The sequence below is a fragment of the Myxococcales bacterium genome, from assembly GCA_016706225.1.
Classification (GTDB): Bacteria; Myxococcota_A; Polyangia; order Polyangiales; family Polyangiaceae; genus JADJKB01.
The window spans coordinates 1,187,531-1,203,936 of sequence record JADJKB010000003.1 but is presented as its reverse complement, the minus strand read 5'-3'; the positions used below and the strand labels follow the sequence as shown (position 1 = coordinate 1,203,936).

Genomic DNA, 16,406 nt, shown 5'->3' with positions numbered 1-16,406 from the left:
AGCACCGCGCCATAGGTCAGGGGTTCGACCCGACTGGCCTTCACCCGCAGCAGGAAATGGATGATGCCGAGCCCGGGACCCAGCGCCCTACAGACCCCCCCCCCTTGACGCGCTGGATCAGCTTCTGGAGTGGAAAGCCCAGCCACGGAATCACCATCGACCAGGCCTCGACGCAACGCATTCGGTAGACGCGCTCCTCGAGACCAAACCAGCGCACGAGGGTGTCGATGTCGAGCGTGAGCTCCTTCTTCACCTCACCGGTGATGCGCAGGGTCCACGGGCGCGGTTCGATCAGATGACCGAGCCGGCTCGGTGTGTCCTTGTCGAGGCCGAGCTCGTAGAAGTTGTTGTAGGTCGTGATCGAGTCGAAGGCGGTCAGCTCGTCGCCTATGCCGAAGCGGTCGCTCTTGGTCGGCGCCCACTCCGGGTTCGTCGGTTTCATCGGTGGCGCCGGGCTCTCCCCGCGGCCGCGGCCCGACAGCAGCGTCAACCCTGTCCCGAGCGCTGCGGCCGTGCCGCCAAACGCCAGGGCGCGTTTGATGAAATCGCGGCGGCCCGCGTAGACCGCTGGCGGCGTGATCTCGGCGGCAGGGGACTCCTCGGGTCGCACCACCAGAGCCTACGCGAGACGACGGCGGCCGGTTACGCGAGGCGACAATCAAGGGCGGTCAGCGTCGAGCGCCCGCCGGATCGCATCGACGATGCCCTCGGCGGTGGCCGGCTTGGCCAGGTGGCTCGATGCGCCTTCCAGCAGCACCGAGAGCCCGCTGTGAGACACGATGGGCAGAGCGGGGCGAAGTTGCCGCAGGCGCCTCAGGGTCTCCTCGGCGGACATCCCCGGCATGCTGTAGTCGAGCAACACCGCGTCCACGGCGTGGGTCGCCGCGACCTGAACGGCCTCTTCACCGGACGCCGCGCCGATCACGACGAACCCGTGTTGCTCCAGCACCGCGATGCAGACACGACGCACTGCGGGTTCGTCATCGACGACCAAGACGGTGTGTCTTGAACCCTTCGCCTCCGGTGCATCAGCGAGCGGCGCGGCGCGGCTTTCGGCCGGAGCGCTCGCCGGTAGGTAAACGCTGAAGGTCGTGCCGACGCCCGGGCGGGACTCACACTCCACGAAGCCGCCAAGGGCGGTCACTGCGGCCCAGGCCGTGGAGAGGCCGAGGCCGGTGCCCTTGCCAACCTCCTTGGTCGTGAAGAAGGGTTCGAAACAACGCAGGCGAGTTGCCTCGTTCATGCCGACTCCCCGATCCTCGACGCGGAGCTCGACGAAGTCCTCCGTTGCATCGGGAGGTGCCTGGGGCAGCTCGGAAGCAGCAACACGCCGCAACGACACGTCGATGTGGCAGCGCTCCGCCTCGAGCCCATCGACGGCGTCCCGGGCGTTCAAGAGGAGGTTCATCAGCAGCTGCTCCACCGCGCTGCCATCGACGGCGACGCGAGTGAGCGATGGCGCATCGAGCCCCGTCAGCTCGAGCGTGATCCGACGGTCGAAGGTCCTCTTTCCGAGCACGATGGCGCGGCGTACTGCGGCCACCAGTGGCTCGTGTCGCACGGGTGCCGCGCTGCGACCCCGGGAGAAGGCCAGCAGGTCGCGCACCAAACCGGCAGCGTGAAATGCCGACTCCAAGGCGTCGGCCATCAACGCGCGATCTTCCTGCGAGCCATGCAGCCTTCCGCGCTCCAGCGTCAGCACGATGGAGGTCAGCACGTTGTTGAAGTTGTGTGCGACCCCGGCTGCCAGTTGCCCCACAGCTTCCAGCTTTTGGGCCTCCGTTACCCGTCGTTCGAACCGCCGCCGCTCGGTGATGTCGATCACTCCCCCAAGCAGCGCCGTCACACGGTCGTTGTCGTCCGTGATGGCGCCGCCCTTGATCATCATCCAGCGGGTTCCCTCCGGAGAGTCCACGCGCAGCTCGAAATCGGGGTAGTTTCCCGACTCCAGAGCGCGCTTGATGTGGGCCGCCATGCGCCCGGCCTGGTCGGGCGAAATCAGCCGCATGAACTCCGCCTCCGTCCGGGGTGCCGCCTCCTTGAGCACGCCGAACATCGAGCACAGGTTCTCGTCCCACTGCACGACGTCGCTCACGGCGTCCCAGCGCCAGATGCCGACGTTGCCGGCCTCGAGGGCGAGCGTGAGCCGCGCCTCTCGGTCCTTGAGGTCGGCTTCGTTGCGGCGCGTGCGGGTCACGTTGGTGGCGATCAGCACCAAGCCCACCAGCTCTTCTCCATCCAAGATGGGAGCGAAGGTGCTGGCGTACCAGTCGCGAGTGCCGTCGGGGGCCATCGCCTCCGACTCGAACGAGGTCGCGCGGCGTTCCCGAATCGCAAGCTCGAAGGCCGCGCGCATGACCTCGTGGTACGAGAACGGGGCAAACTCGTAGATGCTCGCGCCGATCAGCGGTACGCCAACGTATTCTGGGAGCACCCGGTTGATGAACTCCAGGCGCGCGTCGAGCCCAATGCGCATCACGACGGCTGGGATCGCCTCGAGCAGCGGCCCCATCATCGCCTGGTCTCGCCCCGTGCGCTCGGCCTGCGCCTCGAGCACACGGATGCGCTGCTTGAGCGATTGGAGATCGTCGCTCATCACGACCACCCTAGTCGATATCGGGCCGAGGGCGACCGCCTGGGTCTCAGAAAGCTCGCGGCGCTCAGCGACACCCGCCCAGGCTGGGCCGAGACGCGAAGAATTCCGGGACTCTCTCGCCGCAGGGCCCGAGTGGGCTGCGCGCCAAACTTGCGCTCCGCTCAGTCCAGATCGAAGCCGTCGAGGCTGTGGGCGAGCAGCTCGTCGACGGCCGCGAACTCGGCGCCGTCGATGGCGATCAGCGAGGCGCGGTAACCGTCCGCATCGCCGAGGCCAGGCAGCGTCTGAATTCGCATGCGCCTGCGCGTGGATGGGGGTGGGGGCACGGTCGATGCGGACGCGGCGTCACGGACGATGACGACGGGCGCGCGCCCGACTTCGAGCTCAAAAGCAGCAGCTGTGTTTTGCTTGGCGGCGTTCACGCGGTCTCTCCGCGATCGGCATCGCCAATATCGGCCGCGTGGGCCAAGAATCTGGGTGGCTCTGTGGAGAAATCCCGAGCCGCGCGTCACTGAATCGTCGAGTTCGTGACCGTGGGTGGACCCTTCGCCAGCACGAAGATGCCCGGGAACCCTTGGGTCTCGAACTTGCCACTCGGGTTCTTGCTCAGGAACGAGTCCTTGATCACCAGCGAGCCACTCTTGTCGTTGCTCACGAAGAAGATCGCTCCGCCGCCTTCGTTCGCGGTGTTGTCGACGATCTTCGTGCCACACAAGGTCAACGTGAAGGTGTTGCCGTCGTTGTAGATGGCGCCGCCGCTGCCGCCGCCGGGAGTGCCCGCCTTGGCTGGGTTCGCGCCGTTGCCGATGGCTTTGTTGTGGCTGAAGAAGCTGTTGATCACCGTGTACGAGACGCCGATGCTCGAGAGCCCAGCGCCGTTCGAGCAGGTATTGCCGTAGCCCGCCGCGCCCCCGAACGTACTGTTCACGACGTAGACGGGTTGTCCGCCGGATTGACTCAAGACACGCACCGCCGCACCGCCGACGTCGGGGCCGGTGTCGTCGCAGACGTTGTTGAAGAAGCGTGAGTTGAGGATCTTCACGCGACCGCCGCGCACGAACACTGCGCCGCCGCCGCCGCCTTCCTTCGTTTCACCCTTCGCGTTGCCGTCGATGAAGGTGAGGTTTTGCAGCGAAAGCTGCGGGTGGTCTTGGTCCTGACAGTGGGACGTCGTCCACTTCTGCGCCTGGTCGCAGGTGTTCTGGTAGAGAATTCGCACCTTGCCGCCGCCCGACAGTGTGACGAGGCCGCCACCGTCGATCACGATCTTCGGACCCTTGTCGTTGAAGATCTTGGCGGTCTGGTCGAGGGTGATCGTCACCGGCGCGCTGCCGCAGTTGAAGGTGATGACACCACCGTTGGCGACTGCCGCGACGAATGCCGCCGAGGTGCAACTGGCCGGCGTTCCGGTGCCGACGACGGTGGTCGGCGACGAAATGCTCTCCGCGTTTGCGTCCGCAGGCAGCGGGTCAGTGCATTTCTTTGGGTCGGGGTTGCCGGCGGGCGGGCCGCTCTGTGAGCTGGTCGCGCCGCTGCCGCCGCTTCCGGTCGCGCCGCCGGTTGCGCTCGTGCCGCCTGCGCCCGTGCCGCCTGCGCTCGTTCCACCGGAACCCGTGCCACCGGCGCTGGTGCCCGCGGCGGAGCTGGTGCCCGCGGCGCCACCGGCGTTGGTTCCGCCGGAGCTGGTACCTCCCGCGTTGGTTCCGCCCGAGCTCGTGCCCCCGGCGCTGGTTCCGCCCGAGCCGGTGCCGCCCGTGCCGCTGCCGCCGGTCCCCTTGGCGTCGGAGCCGCCGGCCCCTCCACAGCTCAGCGCAAGACTTGCTGCGAACACCGCCGTCACCCACCGAGCGCCGTCCCTCATCAGCGATACCTCCAAGGAGGGAAGTATCTCACGATCTCGGGCGTAGGGAGGCCGCCCTTGAAGCCCGGGCTACAGAGTGGAAGTCTCCGCGGCGCAGAAATCGAAGGAAAGTCATGAACAAGCTCCCCTATCTCGGCGTCTTCGGCTTGATCGCACTCTCGGCCGCCTGCGGACCCGGTGGAGCACCCGGGGCGGGCGGCTCCCGCGAGTCCGGCCAGAGCAAATTGATGGGTGAGACCTTCGCCGGCAAGAACGCTTGCAACCCGGAGAACCACGAGCGTCCGTTCATCATCGAGTGGGACGCGACGGACATGTCGCAGTTCGAGTCCATCGCCTCCAACGATGTCGTGTTCGTCAAATACGAAGGCTGCAAGCTCACCGTGCTCGACAGCTGCAAGGACGACTCGGTGCGCGGTTCGTTCGGTTCGTACAAACCCGTCGAGTGGACCAGCGGCTCGCTCGAGAAGATGGAGATCAAGAGCGAAGCCGAGCTCTACGCCAACCTTCCGCTCGGGGTGGCGAGCCTGGGTGGGCGCGTCTCCGGCGGTGAGCAGTTCCGCATGGAGTACTACGTGGCCGGTACACGCTCGGCGACGCGGCCCGCGGCGTACGCGGGCGACGTCAGCAAGGTCCCCGGCTGCAAGGGCGCCACGCACTTCGTCTACGGCTTCAACCTCGGGGCCTTCGCGCTGGGCTCGGCCAAGGACACGAGCGTCAGCGCCGAGGGTTCACTGTACGGATTCGGTGCTGGCGGCAGCAGCAAGAAGAGCTCGAAGGCCGACAAACAGGGCGGCGATCTCACGACCTGCAAGAGCGACACGGCCACCGAGATCCAGGGCTGCAAGGTCCCGATCCGCCTGACCCTGCGCAAGATCGAGAGCGGCGAGAACCCCGATGTCACGGCGCGAAAAGCCCCGGAGACGGACGCTTCGCTCAACAAGGCGAGCAAGCTCGAGGCAAAGTTCGAGGCCACGGGTGAAGCGGGGGAGCACTTCAAGAGCGCCCAGACGAAGTTCGCTGCAAAAGACGGGAAGGGATGCCTCGCGGAGCTCGACGCGCACGACAAGCTGAACCCGAAGGACAAGTCGACGGAACCGAAGTCTGGCTTTCCGCACTACCTGCGCGCGCAGTGTGTGATGGTCTCGGGAAAGTGTGACGTAGGCAAGGCGATGGCCACCAAGGGGCTCGCGGTCATGCAGGGGGACCAATCACCGGGGCAGATCGACGGGCACGTCGAGGCCCTCGCCAAGCTGTATTGTCAGGGCAAGATGGGTGACCGGGACACGTTGTTGCAAGCCGTCAACAACCTGATCATGGCCGGTGTGAACAAGAAAGACGCGGCTTACTGCAAGTCGAACTACGACACAGCCAAGCGCCTGTTCAAGACCGTCAAACCCAAGGACGAGGACGACACGCAGATCGTTCACGGTCCGCGCACGCTCTACGACAGCGCGGCGCGCTGCGCGGTGAAGGCCGGCGACTGTGACCTGGCCTGGAAGCTGTACAAGGATGGTTACCCCGTCGAGCTGCTCAAGAACACCAAGGCCGATCTGAAAGAGCAGATCATGCGCTCGGGGTTCGAGACCAGTAACCAGAAGTGCAAGAAGAAGTAGCGGTATGAAGCGGACTGGGCTCTCGGTCGTCGTCGCGCTCGGGCTCTTCGCGTGCCAGCGCGAGTCGCGCGCGCCCGGGCCCGCCGCGAGCGTGGGGCAGGGCGATCCGCAGCAGATTGCCTCGTCGGAGCTGCCGCCGTCGCCACCCGTTCCGGCGACGGGGGCGGGCCCGTCGCAGCTGCCGGGGACGGCCATGGGCGACGTCGCCGTGCTGGTGCAGTCCGCCAGTCGCAAGATGATGCACGACGACGGCAAGGGGTGCCTCGAGGACCTCGACCGGGTGAAACAGATCGACGCCAAGCTGGAGAGCACGCTGACGGCGATCCGCGCGCAGTGCGAGATGCTCACGGGGAACTGTCAGGCCGGCAAGCTGGCCCTGCTCGACTACTACGTGCGCGAGATGAACATGAGCCCGGGCCTGGCGAAGACCAGCGTCGAGGCCATCGCCTCGATGCGCTGCCGTGGGGGCGACGAGACGGATCGCGATCGGCTCTTGCGCGCTCTGCGCGAGCTCACCGACGGCGCGTACATGAACACTCGCAATGACTGCGCCGCCAACGTCAAGCTGGTGAAGGAGCTGCTGCCGCGTGTTCCGTCCACTGGCCCGGACGACTCGCAGGTGACCTCGGCGCCGAAGGCACTCTTCCACACCGGCGCGTCGTGCCTTGCGCGGGCCGGTGACTGCAAGGCGGCCTTTCAGGTCTACCGGGACGAGTTCCCGAGCGCGATGGAGAAACTCTCGGAGAAGGACCGGCGGTCGGTGGTCGAAAAGAGCTTCCGCTCTGGCATCGAGCGCTGCAAGGACGCAGCGCTCTGACGCCGGGGAGGGCGGTTCGGGACGCGAGCGAGCCCGCCGCGTCCCGGCCTCGCGGGCAGACTCAGCGCAAGAGCTCGCCGGCCAGCGCGCGTTTGATGAAACGACCGCCGCCGCGCGTGCGCTGTTTGCCGCGCTCGGCAATGACTCGGCCGCGGGAGAGCACCGTGTCCGGATACCCCTGCACCTCGAAGCCCTCGTAGGCGCTGTAGTCCACCTTCATGTGGTGGGTCTCGGGGTTGTTCACGCTGATGGTGACGCGTTTGTCCGGGTCGAAGATCACGATGTCCGCGTCGCTGCCGACGGCGATGGTGCCCTTCTTCGGGAACATGCCGAAGGTGCGGGCGGCGGCGGTGGAGCTGATCTCGACGAAGCGGTTCAGATCGTAGTGGCCCTTCAGCACACCCTGGTAGAGCAGCGTCATGCGGTTCTCGACGCCCGGCGCGCCGTTCGGGATCTTGGTGAAACTGTCGCGCCCGAGCTCCTTCTGGCCTTTGAAGCAGAAGGGACAGTGATCGGTGGCGACGAGCGAGAGGTGCCCCATGCGCAGGCCTTGCCACAGCACGTCCTGATTCCACTTCTCGCGCAGTGCCGGGGTCATGACCCATTTCGCGCCCTCGAAGTCCGGCTTCTCGTAATAGCTGTAGTCGAGGAACAGGTACTGCGGGCAGGTCTCGGCTTGCACGTCGACGCCGCGCATGCGGCCGAGCTTCACCTGCTCGAGCGCGTCGGCGCACGACAGATGCACGATGTGCAGCGGAACGTCGGCGACCTCGGCGATGGCAATCGCGCGGTGCACACCCTCCGCTTCCATGCGCGTCGGCCGGGTCAGTGAGTGGTACTTCGGCTCGAGCTTGCCGTCCTTCACCGCCGCCTTGACGATCTCGTCGATGACGATGCCGTTCTCGGCGTGCATGCAGATGCGGGTCCTGTTTTCACCGGCCTGGCGGAACGTGCGATAGAGCGTGCCGTCGTCGACGTACAGCACGCCGGGGTACGCCATGAAGAGTTTGTACGAGGTGACACCGGCATCAGCGAGCTTCTGCATCTCCGGCAGCCGCTCGTCGGGCATGTCGGTGACGATCATGTGGAAGCCGTAGTCGATGGTGGCCTTGCCCTCGGCCTTGGCATGCCAGGTATCGAGGCCCTTCAGCGTGCTCTCACCCTTCGACTGGATGGCGAAGTCGACCAGACACGTGGTGCCGCCGAACGCCGCGGCGATGGTGCCGCTCTCGAAGTCGTCCGCGCTGTTCGTACCGCCGAACGGCATGTCCAGGTGGGTGTGCGGGTCGATGCCACCCGGGATCACGAGCTTGCCCTTGGCGTCGATCACCTCGTCGGCCTTGACCGCGAGGTCCTTGCCGATGGTGTGTACCTTCTCGCCGTCGATGAACACGTCCGCGATGTAGTCGTCGGCGGAGGTCACGACGCGCCCACCTTTGATCAAAATGCTCATGAGTCTCTCCTCTATCAGCGCACGGTCTCCCCGGGGCACACCCCACGGATCCGGCATGGTAACCCGATTTCAGTCCGCGCCCGCGTCGCTCGCGCCGCCGCTTCCTGCTGCCCCGCCGGATGCGCTGCCGGCTGCCCCGCCGCTGCCCGCGGCGCCGCCGCTCGCACTGCCCGCGGCGCCGCCGCTGCCCGCCATGCCTCCGGTGCCGCCCGTACCGGTCGGAGCGCACGCGTACACCGTCGCTGCGCCGGGTGCGTTGATCAACGTGACACCCACACACTGGCCGGCGCCGGCGCAGGTCTTGTCGGCTGCACAGAACGGCTGACAGGTTCCGTTGGCGCTGCCTTGGGCTCCCGGGAAACACATCATGCCGGTGTTGCACTGGGCTTGCCCGACGGAGTTCTGACACGGTGAGCCCTCGACCTGCGTGGCCTGGGCGTCGATGCAGTCGTACTTGCCGTCGGTGGTCACGACCCAGCAGGTCTTGCCCGTGGGGCAGCTGAGTGGAGCGCTTGCACAGGACGACGAGCTACCACCGCCGGAGTCGTCGCTGCTGCAAGCGATGACGGAGAAGAGCGTCAGAGCGACGATTGATGACAGGTTGAGAGAGCGCATGCAGGACCTCCAAGAGCCGACCGACGCTCGCACGAGGGCACGGGTCTGGCGAGGCGAAAGCGACGGCTGGGCGCGGCGCGTGAAGGCGGTCGTGCGGAGTGCCAAGTTGGGCCAACGATGGAGGCACGGCGATTGCAAATGTCGAGGTCATGCTGCGTCCTCTCTGGGCAATTTTCACGGTTTCGGCGCTTCTCTCCGGGGGCTGTGCCGGCGAAACGTCGAGCGACGGCTGTCCGAAAACGGAGGCCGCCGCCGGGAGCGCCTGCGGTGACGAGGGCCTGACCTGCACGTACCCAGGGACGATGTGTGATCCCGGGGCGAAGCTCTGGTGTGAGGATGGCAAGTGGAAGGCGGAGTTTGGCTCGACGGGTTGTGATCCGTTCCCTCCGCCGCCGCCGACCAAGCCGCCTGTGGATCCACCCAAGGATCCGCCGCCGGTCAGCACGGCGTGTCCCGAAGACATGCCGGCCGCGGGTCAAGCCTGCTCGGGGTCGGGCAAGTGCAGCTACACCGAGTTCGTCTCCGGTTGTGGGTTTTCGCCGGTCGAGGCGCTGTGCAGCGGTGGGCAGTGGGTGACCGAAGCGTCGCAGGTCTGCGCACCTTCGACTGAGCTTTGTGATCCGTTCGGCACCTGGGTGATCGAGGTCGTCGCCAGTGGGCCGGTATCTTGTTTTCCGGGGCCGCCGAACAGCATGACGGTGAGCTTGATGCCAGGTGGCAGCGTTCACTCGGACTGGGATCTGAGCACTTCGGTCGATGGTTGCTCGCTGGCCTTCGACTACTATTACGCGTACGACGACTACGAGACGGGTTCGGAGTCGAAACAGCTGAAGTTGGCGGTGTCGGGTGACGCTGCGACGGGCGAGTACAGCTACTTCGGCGATGGGTTCTCGACCGGGAGCTGCAGCGCGACGCTGAAGGCTACCCGGCAGAAGTAGGCTTTGGGTTTGGGTTGTCCGCGCGGGCTTGCGCCACTCCCCGCCGCCGCCGGCGAACCCACTTCTGCCGGAAGAAGCGGGTGCACGCCTTCGCCCGAGCAATTTTTGCGGTCGGTCCGGCGGGCGGCGGGCTTTCCCGGGGCCACAAAAACGCCCGTTCACTCCGCCCAAATCGCCGCGCCTGCCGCCTCCTGGCCGCCGTGGGGGCTCCGGTCCGCAGGCCTCCGCGCTACGCTCCGCACTATGCCGAATCGCTTCGTCTTCGATCGCGCACCCGCGCGCGCTTACTGGGAGACCACCAAGGCCTGTGATCTCGCGTGCCGTCACTGCCGCGCCGAGGCCGCACCGCACGCCGATCCGCGCGAGCTGTCGAACGCCCAAGGCAAGAAGCTCCTCGAGCGACTCGCCGCGTTCGGCGATCCGCTGCCGCATGTCGTGCTCACCGGTGGCGATCCCCTCAAGCGCGACGATCTATTCGAGCTCATTGCGTACGCCCAGTCTCTCGGGCTCGCGGTGTCCGTCTCTCCGAGCGGCACGCCGTTGCTCACCGCCGAGGCCATCGCCCAGTTGAAACAAGCGGGCGTCGAGGCGATCTCTCTCAGCCTCGATGGCGCCACGCCGGAGCACCACGACGACATCCGTCAGGTGCCCGGCTGCTTCGCGCGCACCCTCGAGGCAGCGAAGGCCGCGGTCGACGTCGACCTGATGTTCCAGGTCAACACGCTCGTGGCCAAGGAGACGCTGGCTGATCTCGAAGCCATCTATCCGCTCGTGAAGTCCATCGGCGCAGCGCGCTGGAGCCTGTTCTTCCTGGTCACCGTCGGACGCGGCACCGTCTTGAACCCGATCTCCGCCGACGAGTGTGAGACGTTGTTTCAGTGGCTGGCTGGTCTGCCGCGCGGCAAGGGTTTGCCCATCGTCACCACCACCGAGGCGCCGCACTACCGCCGCATCCTGCTCGAGCGCGTGAAGGCCCGACCCAAGGACGCAGGCGGCAACGGCAACGGCCACGGTCACGGTCACCCCCACGGTGGAGAAGGCCCAGTGCCCGGGCTCGGGATCCGCGACGGCAACGGCATCATGTTCATCTCCAGCGTCGGGGACGTCTCACCTTCGGGATTTCTGCCGCTCGTCGCGGGCAACGTGAAGCTCGAAGATCCAGTCGAAATCTATCGAAGCTCGCAGATGTTCGTGGCGCTGCGGCGCGCGGAGTCCTTCGAAGGGCGCTGCGGGATCTGTGAGTACCGCGGCCCTTGCGGCGGCTCGCGCTCCCGCGCCCTGGCTGCGACCGGCAGCATGCTCGCCGAAGATCCGTTGTGTGCGTATCAGCCGAAGGTCGGCGCAGCGCACGCCCACAGCCAAGATTGACGGCCGCGCTCGCGACTGATGGTAGATTGACCCGGAAGTGAGCGAGCCGAGCACGTCGAAGGGGCGGCCGTGGACCCTGCCCGCCGCGCTCGTCGCCGTCTTCGGTTTCCATTTTGCTCTGCTGGCGTGGTTCGCGCCACCGCGCGTGCTGTTCTCGAAAGAACCCGTGGTCGTCGTCGACTACGCGCTCCACGCCTATCAGGTCGATCGTGCGCTGACGGCGTTCCGCGGCTCCGGCGCCCTCTGGGGTTGGGACCCGCTGGTCTTGGCGGGGCAACCCGCCGGTGTGGCCGAAGACCTGACCAGCAAGGGCACCGAGCTGTTCGTGATCGGGTTGCGCGCCCTCGGCATCCACGCGGGGCTCGGCTTCAACCTGTTCATCGTGCTCGTGATGAGCCTGGTTCCGTTCGTGGGTTACGCATCGGCGCGGCTGTTTGGCCTCGACCGCCGAAGCTCGGGAATCAGCGTCGCACTCTGGATCCTGCTCTGGTACTTCGACTCACTTCTGCACTGGACCTGGTGGATCGGCATGATCTCCTGGTCGTTTGCCGCCTACGGCGCTGTGTTGTTCGTTGCGCTCTTTCATCGCGCGCTGGAGGAACACGAGACCAAGTGGTTCGCGGCGCTCGTGGCGCTCACGCCGGCCTTGGCCATCGTGCATCCCTTCGCCGGGATCGCGCTCCTGGTCCCGGGCGGGTTGATGTACTTCCGCGCGCGCAAAACCCTCGGGGCTCGGGAGCACGCTCTGGTCTGGCTGGCCTTCGCCGCGGGGGCGGCGACGGCGCTGATCTGGATCTTCCCCGCCTATCGCTTCAAACACTACGTCGATACCGCGGACTCCTACTTCAACGCGCGCCTCGAGTACCTGCTCTACGACCTCTTCGACCTCTTGAAGAACTCCGATCACACGGGTGCGCCGGTGCGGACGCTGGTGCGCACGCTGTGTTTTGCCGCCGGTGGTGTGACGCTCTGGCGCTGGCACAAGCTCGGAGATCGCCGGGTGCTCCCGCTGGCGTCGCTGTGTTTGTGGGGCATCACCTACGCCTACCTCGCGAGCTATACGAACGCGGGGCGCCAGACGCAGCCCTATCGGCAGATTGCTCCTGCCATGCTCGCCGCGGCGATCCCCGCCGGCGCGTTGCTCTCGGAGTTGTTCTCCCGTGAGTCACTCCGGCGCATGGACAAGGCGGCCAAGCTCACGCTGGCTCTGGCGCTGGTGTTGATCGTGCCGCGCTTCGTGCGCACGGTCCTGTTCTTCATGCCGGGACTCTTGCCGATCATGCCCACGGCAGAGATCGTGCTGAACGAACCCAAGCCGTTCGGCGCGCGGCTCTCGCACGCGAGCCCCGAAGCGCAGGAGCTCCGGGCTTGGCTCATCGAACACGCCGAGGGCAGCGGGCGCATCGTAGTGCGCGGCGTCTACCCCACGCACTGGGTGCTGGCGGAGTACCTGGCGGCCTCCACGCGCCTGCCGATCTTGGGTGGGCTCGAACACCGCAACGTGCACCACGCCGACGCCCACCTGTTTCGTCGTGCGCGCGCGGGGAATCTCCTGGGTGCGGAGCTGCAGGCCTACTTCGACGACTACGCGGTCGGCTGGGTGGTGCTGGCAGGTGAGTACGGTTTCCTCGACTACCGGCAGGACGTGCTCGAGCTAGTTGCGACGGTGGCCGAGCACCGCATCTACCGCGTGCGCCAGGCGCCGAGTTACTTTCTACGCGGGGCCGGGCGTGTCACCGAGCAAGCCATGAATCGCATCAAAGTCGAGGACGTCACGGGCGACGAAGTCGTGCTGCGCTTTCACTGGTTCGAGCCCCTGGTGTGTCGCCCCGACTGTGTGATCGAGCGTTTTCCCATCGCGGGAGACCGTGTCGGGTTCATTCGAGTCCCCAGACCGCCGCCCAGCTTCGAGATCGTCACGCAGTACTGATGGCGCCCGCCGCTCAGTTCTTCTTGATCACGAGCTCGAGGACCTTCTTCGCCACGGCTTGTTTGCCCTCGACCACCACGATCACCACAACCTCGGACTTGCTGTCGAGGAACACCGCCCCGAGGTTTTCGTGCATGGCGGCCTGATCCTTCGGGCCCATCATGCTGCCCGAGGCTCCGGTCGGCTGCGCCGCGCGGCGCACGATTTCGAACGTGCCCTTGTCAGTGCCCTTGGCGATGCCGAACTCGATGTTCTCGTATTTGCCGACGGTGCCGTGGTTGATCTCGACTTCCTCCGGCGCCCAGCCTGCTTTCTGCAGCGCGGCCACGAGCGCTTTCGGATCGATCTCACTGATGCTGACTCCGCCGATGGTGGCGGCGCTCTTGGGGACCTCGGGCGCGGCTGGAGGAGGAGGGGCTTCCTCCTTCTTCGGCTCTTCCTGCTTCGGCTCCTCGGCCTTGTGCTCTTCGACCACGGGCTTGGGTGCCGGTGCGGGCTCTGGCTTTGCGGCTTCGGGCGGCGGGGTCGCGCCGCCGCAGGCGATCAGCAGCGAACCAAGCGCGACGACACCGAAAGCTTTTTGCATCCCCATGCGGCAGGTCTAACTCCGCCTGGGACGCGAGGGAAGTGAGAGCTGTTGCCGTCGGTTCAGCTCGCCCGCGACCGGGTGCGCAGATCTCGCCGTTTCACCAGCGCGAATAGCCCGCCCGCCAGCACGAGCAGCACACCGCCCGGGTCCCGGCGTTTGCTCGTACGACAGCCGCAGCCGCCGTCGTCGCTCGATGTCGACGCCTTCTTGCCCCCGGAGCCCGTTGCGCCGCCAGTTGCCGTGGCGCCGCCAGTGCTCGTTGCGCCGCCAGTGCTGGTTGCGCCGCCGGTGCCGGCGGTCGCCCCGGTGCCGGCGGTCGCGCCCGTGCCGGTAGCTCCGCCGCCCGCGGCGCCGCCCGAACCCGTCGCCCCCGCGGTGCCCCCGCCGCCGCCGCTTCCCGCGGCGCCCGCGCTGCCCCCGCCCAGCTCGTACGCGCCGACGTCGATGTTGCCGACGCTCGCGCGATTCTCCGTGGAGTTGGGGTGCACGTACTGGAAGGCCGGCAAGAGCGCGAAGGCGCCATCGTTGCCCGGGGGTGCTCCGGCATCGACGCAGACCGAAGCGGGCGTCAGGTGGTAGTCGAAGTTCTTCGGGTCGACGAGGCAGCTCACCGTTCCCTTTTCGTTGTTGGCCAGCACCGCGCTGGCCTGATTGGTCAGGGTGCCGCCGCCAAAAAAGATGTTGTTCTTGATCACGGCGGGCGTGGACGTGGTCGAACCCACGTTGACGAACGTGCCGCTGCCCTTGTCGTTCACGAAGGTGTTGTTGATGACAAACAGCGCGTCGCTGGGGTTGGCGGCGTTCGGTCCCTCTTCTCGATACGCGAGCATCGACGGGTTGTCGGTCTTCGTCCCCTGCTCGATCAAGTTGCCGATGACGTAGGTCTTGCCGCCGTTAGGCACGTCAATTTCGTAACTCTGGGTACCGTCGCTCTCTCCGGTCAGTCGATTGTAGAGTACGTGGGTCTCCGCCGCCCGCGACTTGAGCAGATGTCCAATCTGAGCACGGTGTGACCAGTTGTGGCGGAACACGAGCTTGGCGACGTGATTGATGTAGAGGTTGTGTGAGTACCCGTCGCCTGCGCCGTTGTGATTGAACTCCGTGAACTCGATCAAGATCTGGCTACCCGGTTTGTCCCCCGCCAGGATGCCGTTCTCGTTGTCGTGAAACGAGCAGTTCTGGACCGTCAGATTCGTGCCCTCCTGACGGATGCCCGCACCGTTCTGATCGGGTACCTTCGCCCCCGAGAACTCGATGTTCATCACGGTCACATCGTTGCCCGTGATGACCCAGATGCCCTTGCCCTGGGCGTTCTTGCCCGCCGCGTCGATCTTCGCGCGTCCGCCGCCGACCCCGCGGATCAGCAGGTTGTTCTTGCTGACGGCGCAGACGTCGCCCGCGTAGCTGCCCGCCGCGTCGATGTCGATGGTGTCGCCCTGGCCCGCGGCAGCGAAGGCCGCGCAGGGTGCGGCGTATTGTTTGCCCGGGCCGACCGTGAGCGTTGCGGCGCCGGCGGCAGGGGCAAGGGTCACGAGTGCGCTCCCGAGCGCGATGGAGACCGACAAGTGCAGATGGCTCATTGGTGGAACGAAGGATGACACGGACCCTGGGCGGTCCAAACCCGCTTTGAACAGGGGCGGTCCGAGGCGCGAGATCGCTGGCGCGAGCCAGTCGACCTGCCGCCTCCAGGGACGTGAGGGAAGTGCACGCGTTGCCGACGGATTTCCTCGGTCCGACGGCCCATCGCAGTCGAGGCGCCGCCCGCCTCCGAACGAATTGCGCTAACATCGAGGACCATGCGTGGATTGGCTCTTGCTCTGGTCTTGGGCTGTCTCGGCGCCGCCTCGGGCTGCACCTCGGAATCGACCAACACCAGTGCCGGGGGCAACGGTGGCAGCGCGGGCTCGAGCGGCGGCAGCGGGGGCTCGAGCACGGGCGGCAACGCTGGCTCCAGTGGGGGCAGCGGAAGCGGCGGAGTTGCCGGCAGCGCCGGCGTCGGCGGCGGGGCCGCGGGCAGCGGCGGAGTCGCGACGGGCGGTGCAGCGGGCAGTGGAGGAGTCGCGGCGAGCAGCGGCACTGGCGGAGTCGCTGGCAGCGGGGGCGCTTGTGTCGGCGACCCCGTCGTCAGCGAACAGTGCACCAGCACGACGGGGTCCGGCAAGAAGTACACCTGTTGCCAGACTGGCTCCGCCACGTCGTTCGTCAGCTGGGACGCCGCACGCTCGAGCTGTCAAGCCAAGTGCCTCGACCTGGTCAAGGTGGGGGACGACGCCACGAACGACGCGCTCAAGAACTTGAACGGCAACGCCAACAAATGGATCGGCCTGAAGCGAACGGGTACCAACCCCTTCCAGTGGGTCGACAAGACTCCCCTGCTCGGGTCCGACTACCAGTCATGGGGGGCGAACGAGCCGTCCGCGCCTCCAGGCCAGGGCTGCGTCCTCATCAACAGTACGCTCGCCAAGAACTGGAGCGATACGGTCTGCACTGGCGACTCTCTCATAGCGGGAACCGTCCGCGGCTGGTGCTGCGAGTAGACGACGGCGCGCCCAGCCCTGATTGGTAGTCAGGCCGGACGGGTTGGGAAGAGCGACGCGTCTTCGATCAGTTGCGCTGCCTCGGGGGA

12 protein-coding genes and 1 pseudogene are annotated in these 16,406 nt (G+C 66.6%); 6 read left to right on the top strand and 7 right to left on the bottom strand.

Annotated elements, in window-relative coordinates; all coding sequences use genetic code 11:
- Positions 1–40: 40 nt before the first annotated feature.
- The 3 genes and pseudogenes from IPI67_06930 to IPI67_06920 all read right to left on the bottom strand — a co-directional run bounded on the left by IPI67_06930 (position 41) and on the right by IPI67_06920 (position 4,121).
- Positions 41–610, bottom strand: coding sequence for a molybdopterin-dependent oxidoreductase (locus IPI67_06930; GenBank protein MBK7579925.1), 570 nt, complete (start codon positions 608–610; stop codon positions 41–43).
- Positions 611–658: 48 nt separating this feature from the next.
- Positions 659–2,596, bottom strand: a complete 1,938-nt coding sequence (locus tag IPI67_06925; GenBank protein MBK7579924.1) for a response regulator — start codon at positions 2,594–2,596, stop codon at positions 659–661.
- 508 nt (positions 2,597–3,104) lie between these two features.
- Positions 3,105–4,121: pseudogene (locus IPI67_06920) on the bottom strand (hypothetical protein).
- Between the two features lie 449 nt (positions 4,122–4,570).
- Here IPI67_06920 and IPI67_06915 point away from each other — a divergent pair.
- Positions 4,571–6,070 carry a hypothetical protein gene (locus IPI67_06915; GenBank protein MBK7579923.1) on the top strand — a complete coding sequence of 500 codons (1,500 nt, stop codon included), beginning with the start codon at positions 4,571–4,573 and terminating at the stop codon, positions 6,068–6,070.
- Between the two features lie 4 nt (positions 6,071–6,074).
- Positions 6,075–6,887, top strand: coding sequence for a hypothetical protein (locus IPI67_06910; GenBank protein MBK7579922.1), 813 nt, complete (start codon positions 6,075–6,077; stop codon positions 6,885–6,887).
- Between the two features lie 61 nt (positions 6,888–6,948).
- Here the strand turns inward: IPI67_06910 and hydA are convergent, their stop codons facing one another.
- Positions 6,949–8,340 (bottom strand): dihydropyrimidinase, encoded by a 1,392-nt coding sequence (hydA, locus tag IPI67_06905; protein ID MBK7579921.1) that lies wholly within the window; start codon positions 8,338–8,340, stop codon positions 6,949–6,951.
- Between the two features lie 69 nt (positions 8,341–8,409).
- Positions 8,410–8,955 carry a hypothetical protein gene (locus IPI67_06900; GenBank protein MBK7579920.1) on the bottom strand — a complete coding sequence of 182 codons (546 nt, stop codon included), beginning with the start codon at positions 8,953–8,955 and terminating at the stop codon, positions 8,410–8,412.
- A 149-nt stretch (positions 8,956–9,104) separates the two neighbouring features.
- Between IPI67_06900 and IPI67_06895 the strand changes: the two genes are divergently transcribed.
- The 3 genes from IPI67_06895 to IPI67_06885 all read left to right on the top strand — a co-directional run bounded on the left by IPI67_06895 (position 9,105) and on the right by IPI67_06885 (position 13,191).
- The gene (locus IPI67_06895; protein MBK7579919.1) at positions 9,105–9,893 is read left to right on the top strand and encodes a hypothetical protein; all 789 of its coding nucleotides are present in this window, start codon (positions 9,105–9,107) and stop codon (positions 9,891–9,893) included.
- Between the two features lie 243 nt (positions 9,894–10,136).
- Complete coding sequence (locus IPI67_06890; GenBank protein MBK7579918.1) at positions 10,137–11,261, top strand: TIGR04053 family radical SAM/SPASM domain-containing protein; 1,125 nt, start codon at positions 10,137–10,139, stop codon at positions 11,259–11,261.
- A gap of 37 nt (positions 11,262–11,298) precedes the next feature.
- Positions 11,299–13,191, top strand: a complete 1,893-nt coding sequence (locus tag IPI67_06885) for a hypothetical protein (GenBank protein ID MBK7579917.1) — start codon at positions 11,299–11,301, stop codon at positions 13,189–13,191.
- Positions 13,192–13,204: 13 nt separating this feature from the next.
- Here IPI67_06885 and IPI67_06880 read toward each other — a convergent pair whose 3' ends face one another.
- Both IPI67_06880 and IPI67_06875 read right to left on the bottom strand, forming a co-directional pair.
- Positions 13,205–13,777, bottom strand: coding sequence for a hypothetical protein (locus IPI67_06880; protein MBK7579916.1), 573 nt, complete (start codon positions 13,775–13,777; stop codon positions 13,205–13,207).
- A 62-nt stretch (positions 13,778–13,839) separates the two neighbouring features.
- The gene (locus tag IPI67_06875; GenBank protein ID MBK7579915.1) at positions 13,840–15,360 is read right to left on the bottom strand and encodes a hypothetical protein; all 1,521 of its coding nucleotides are present in this window, start codon (positions 15,358–15,360) and stop codon (positions 13,840–13,842) included.
- Between the two features lie 216 nt (positions 15,361–15,576).
- Here IPI67_06875 and IPI67_06870 point away from each other — a divergent pair, with 216 nt between their 5' ends.
- Complete coding sequence (locus IPI67_06870) at positions 15,577–16,317, top strand: C-type lectin domain-containing protein (GenBank protein MBK7579914.1); 741 nt, start codon at positions 15,577–15,579, stop codon at positions 16,315–16,317.
- Positions 16,318–16,406: the final 89 nt, after the last annotated feature.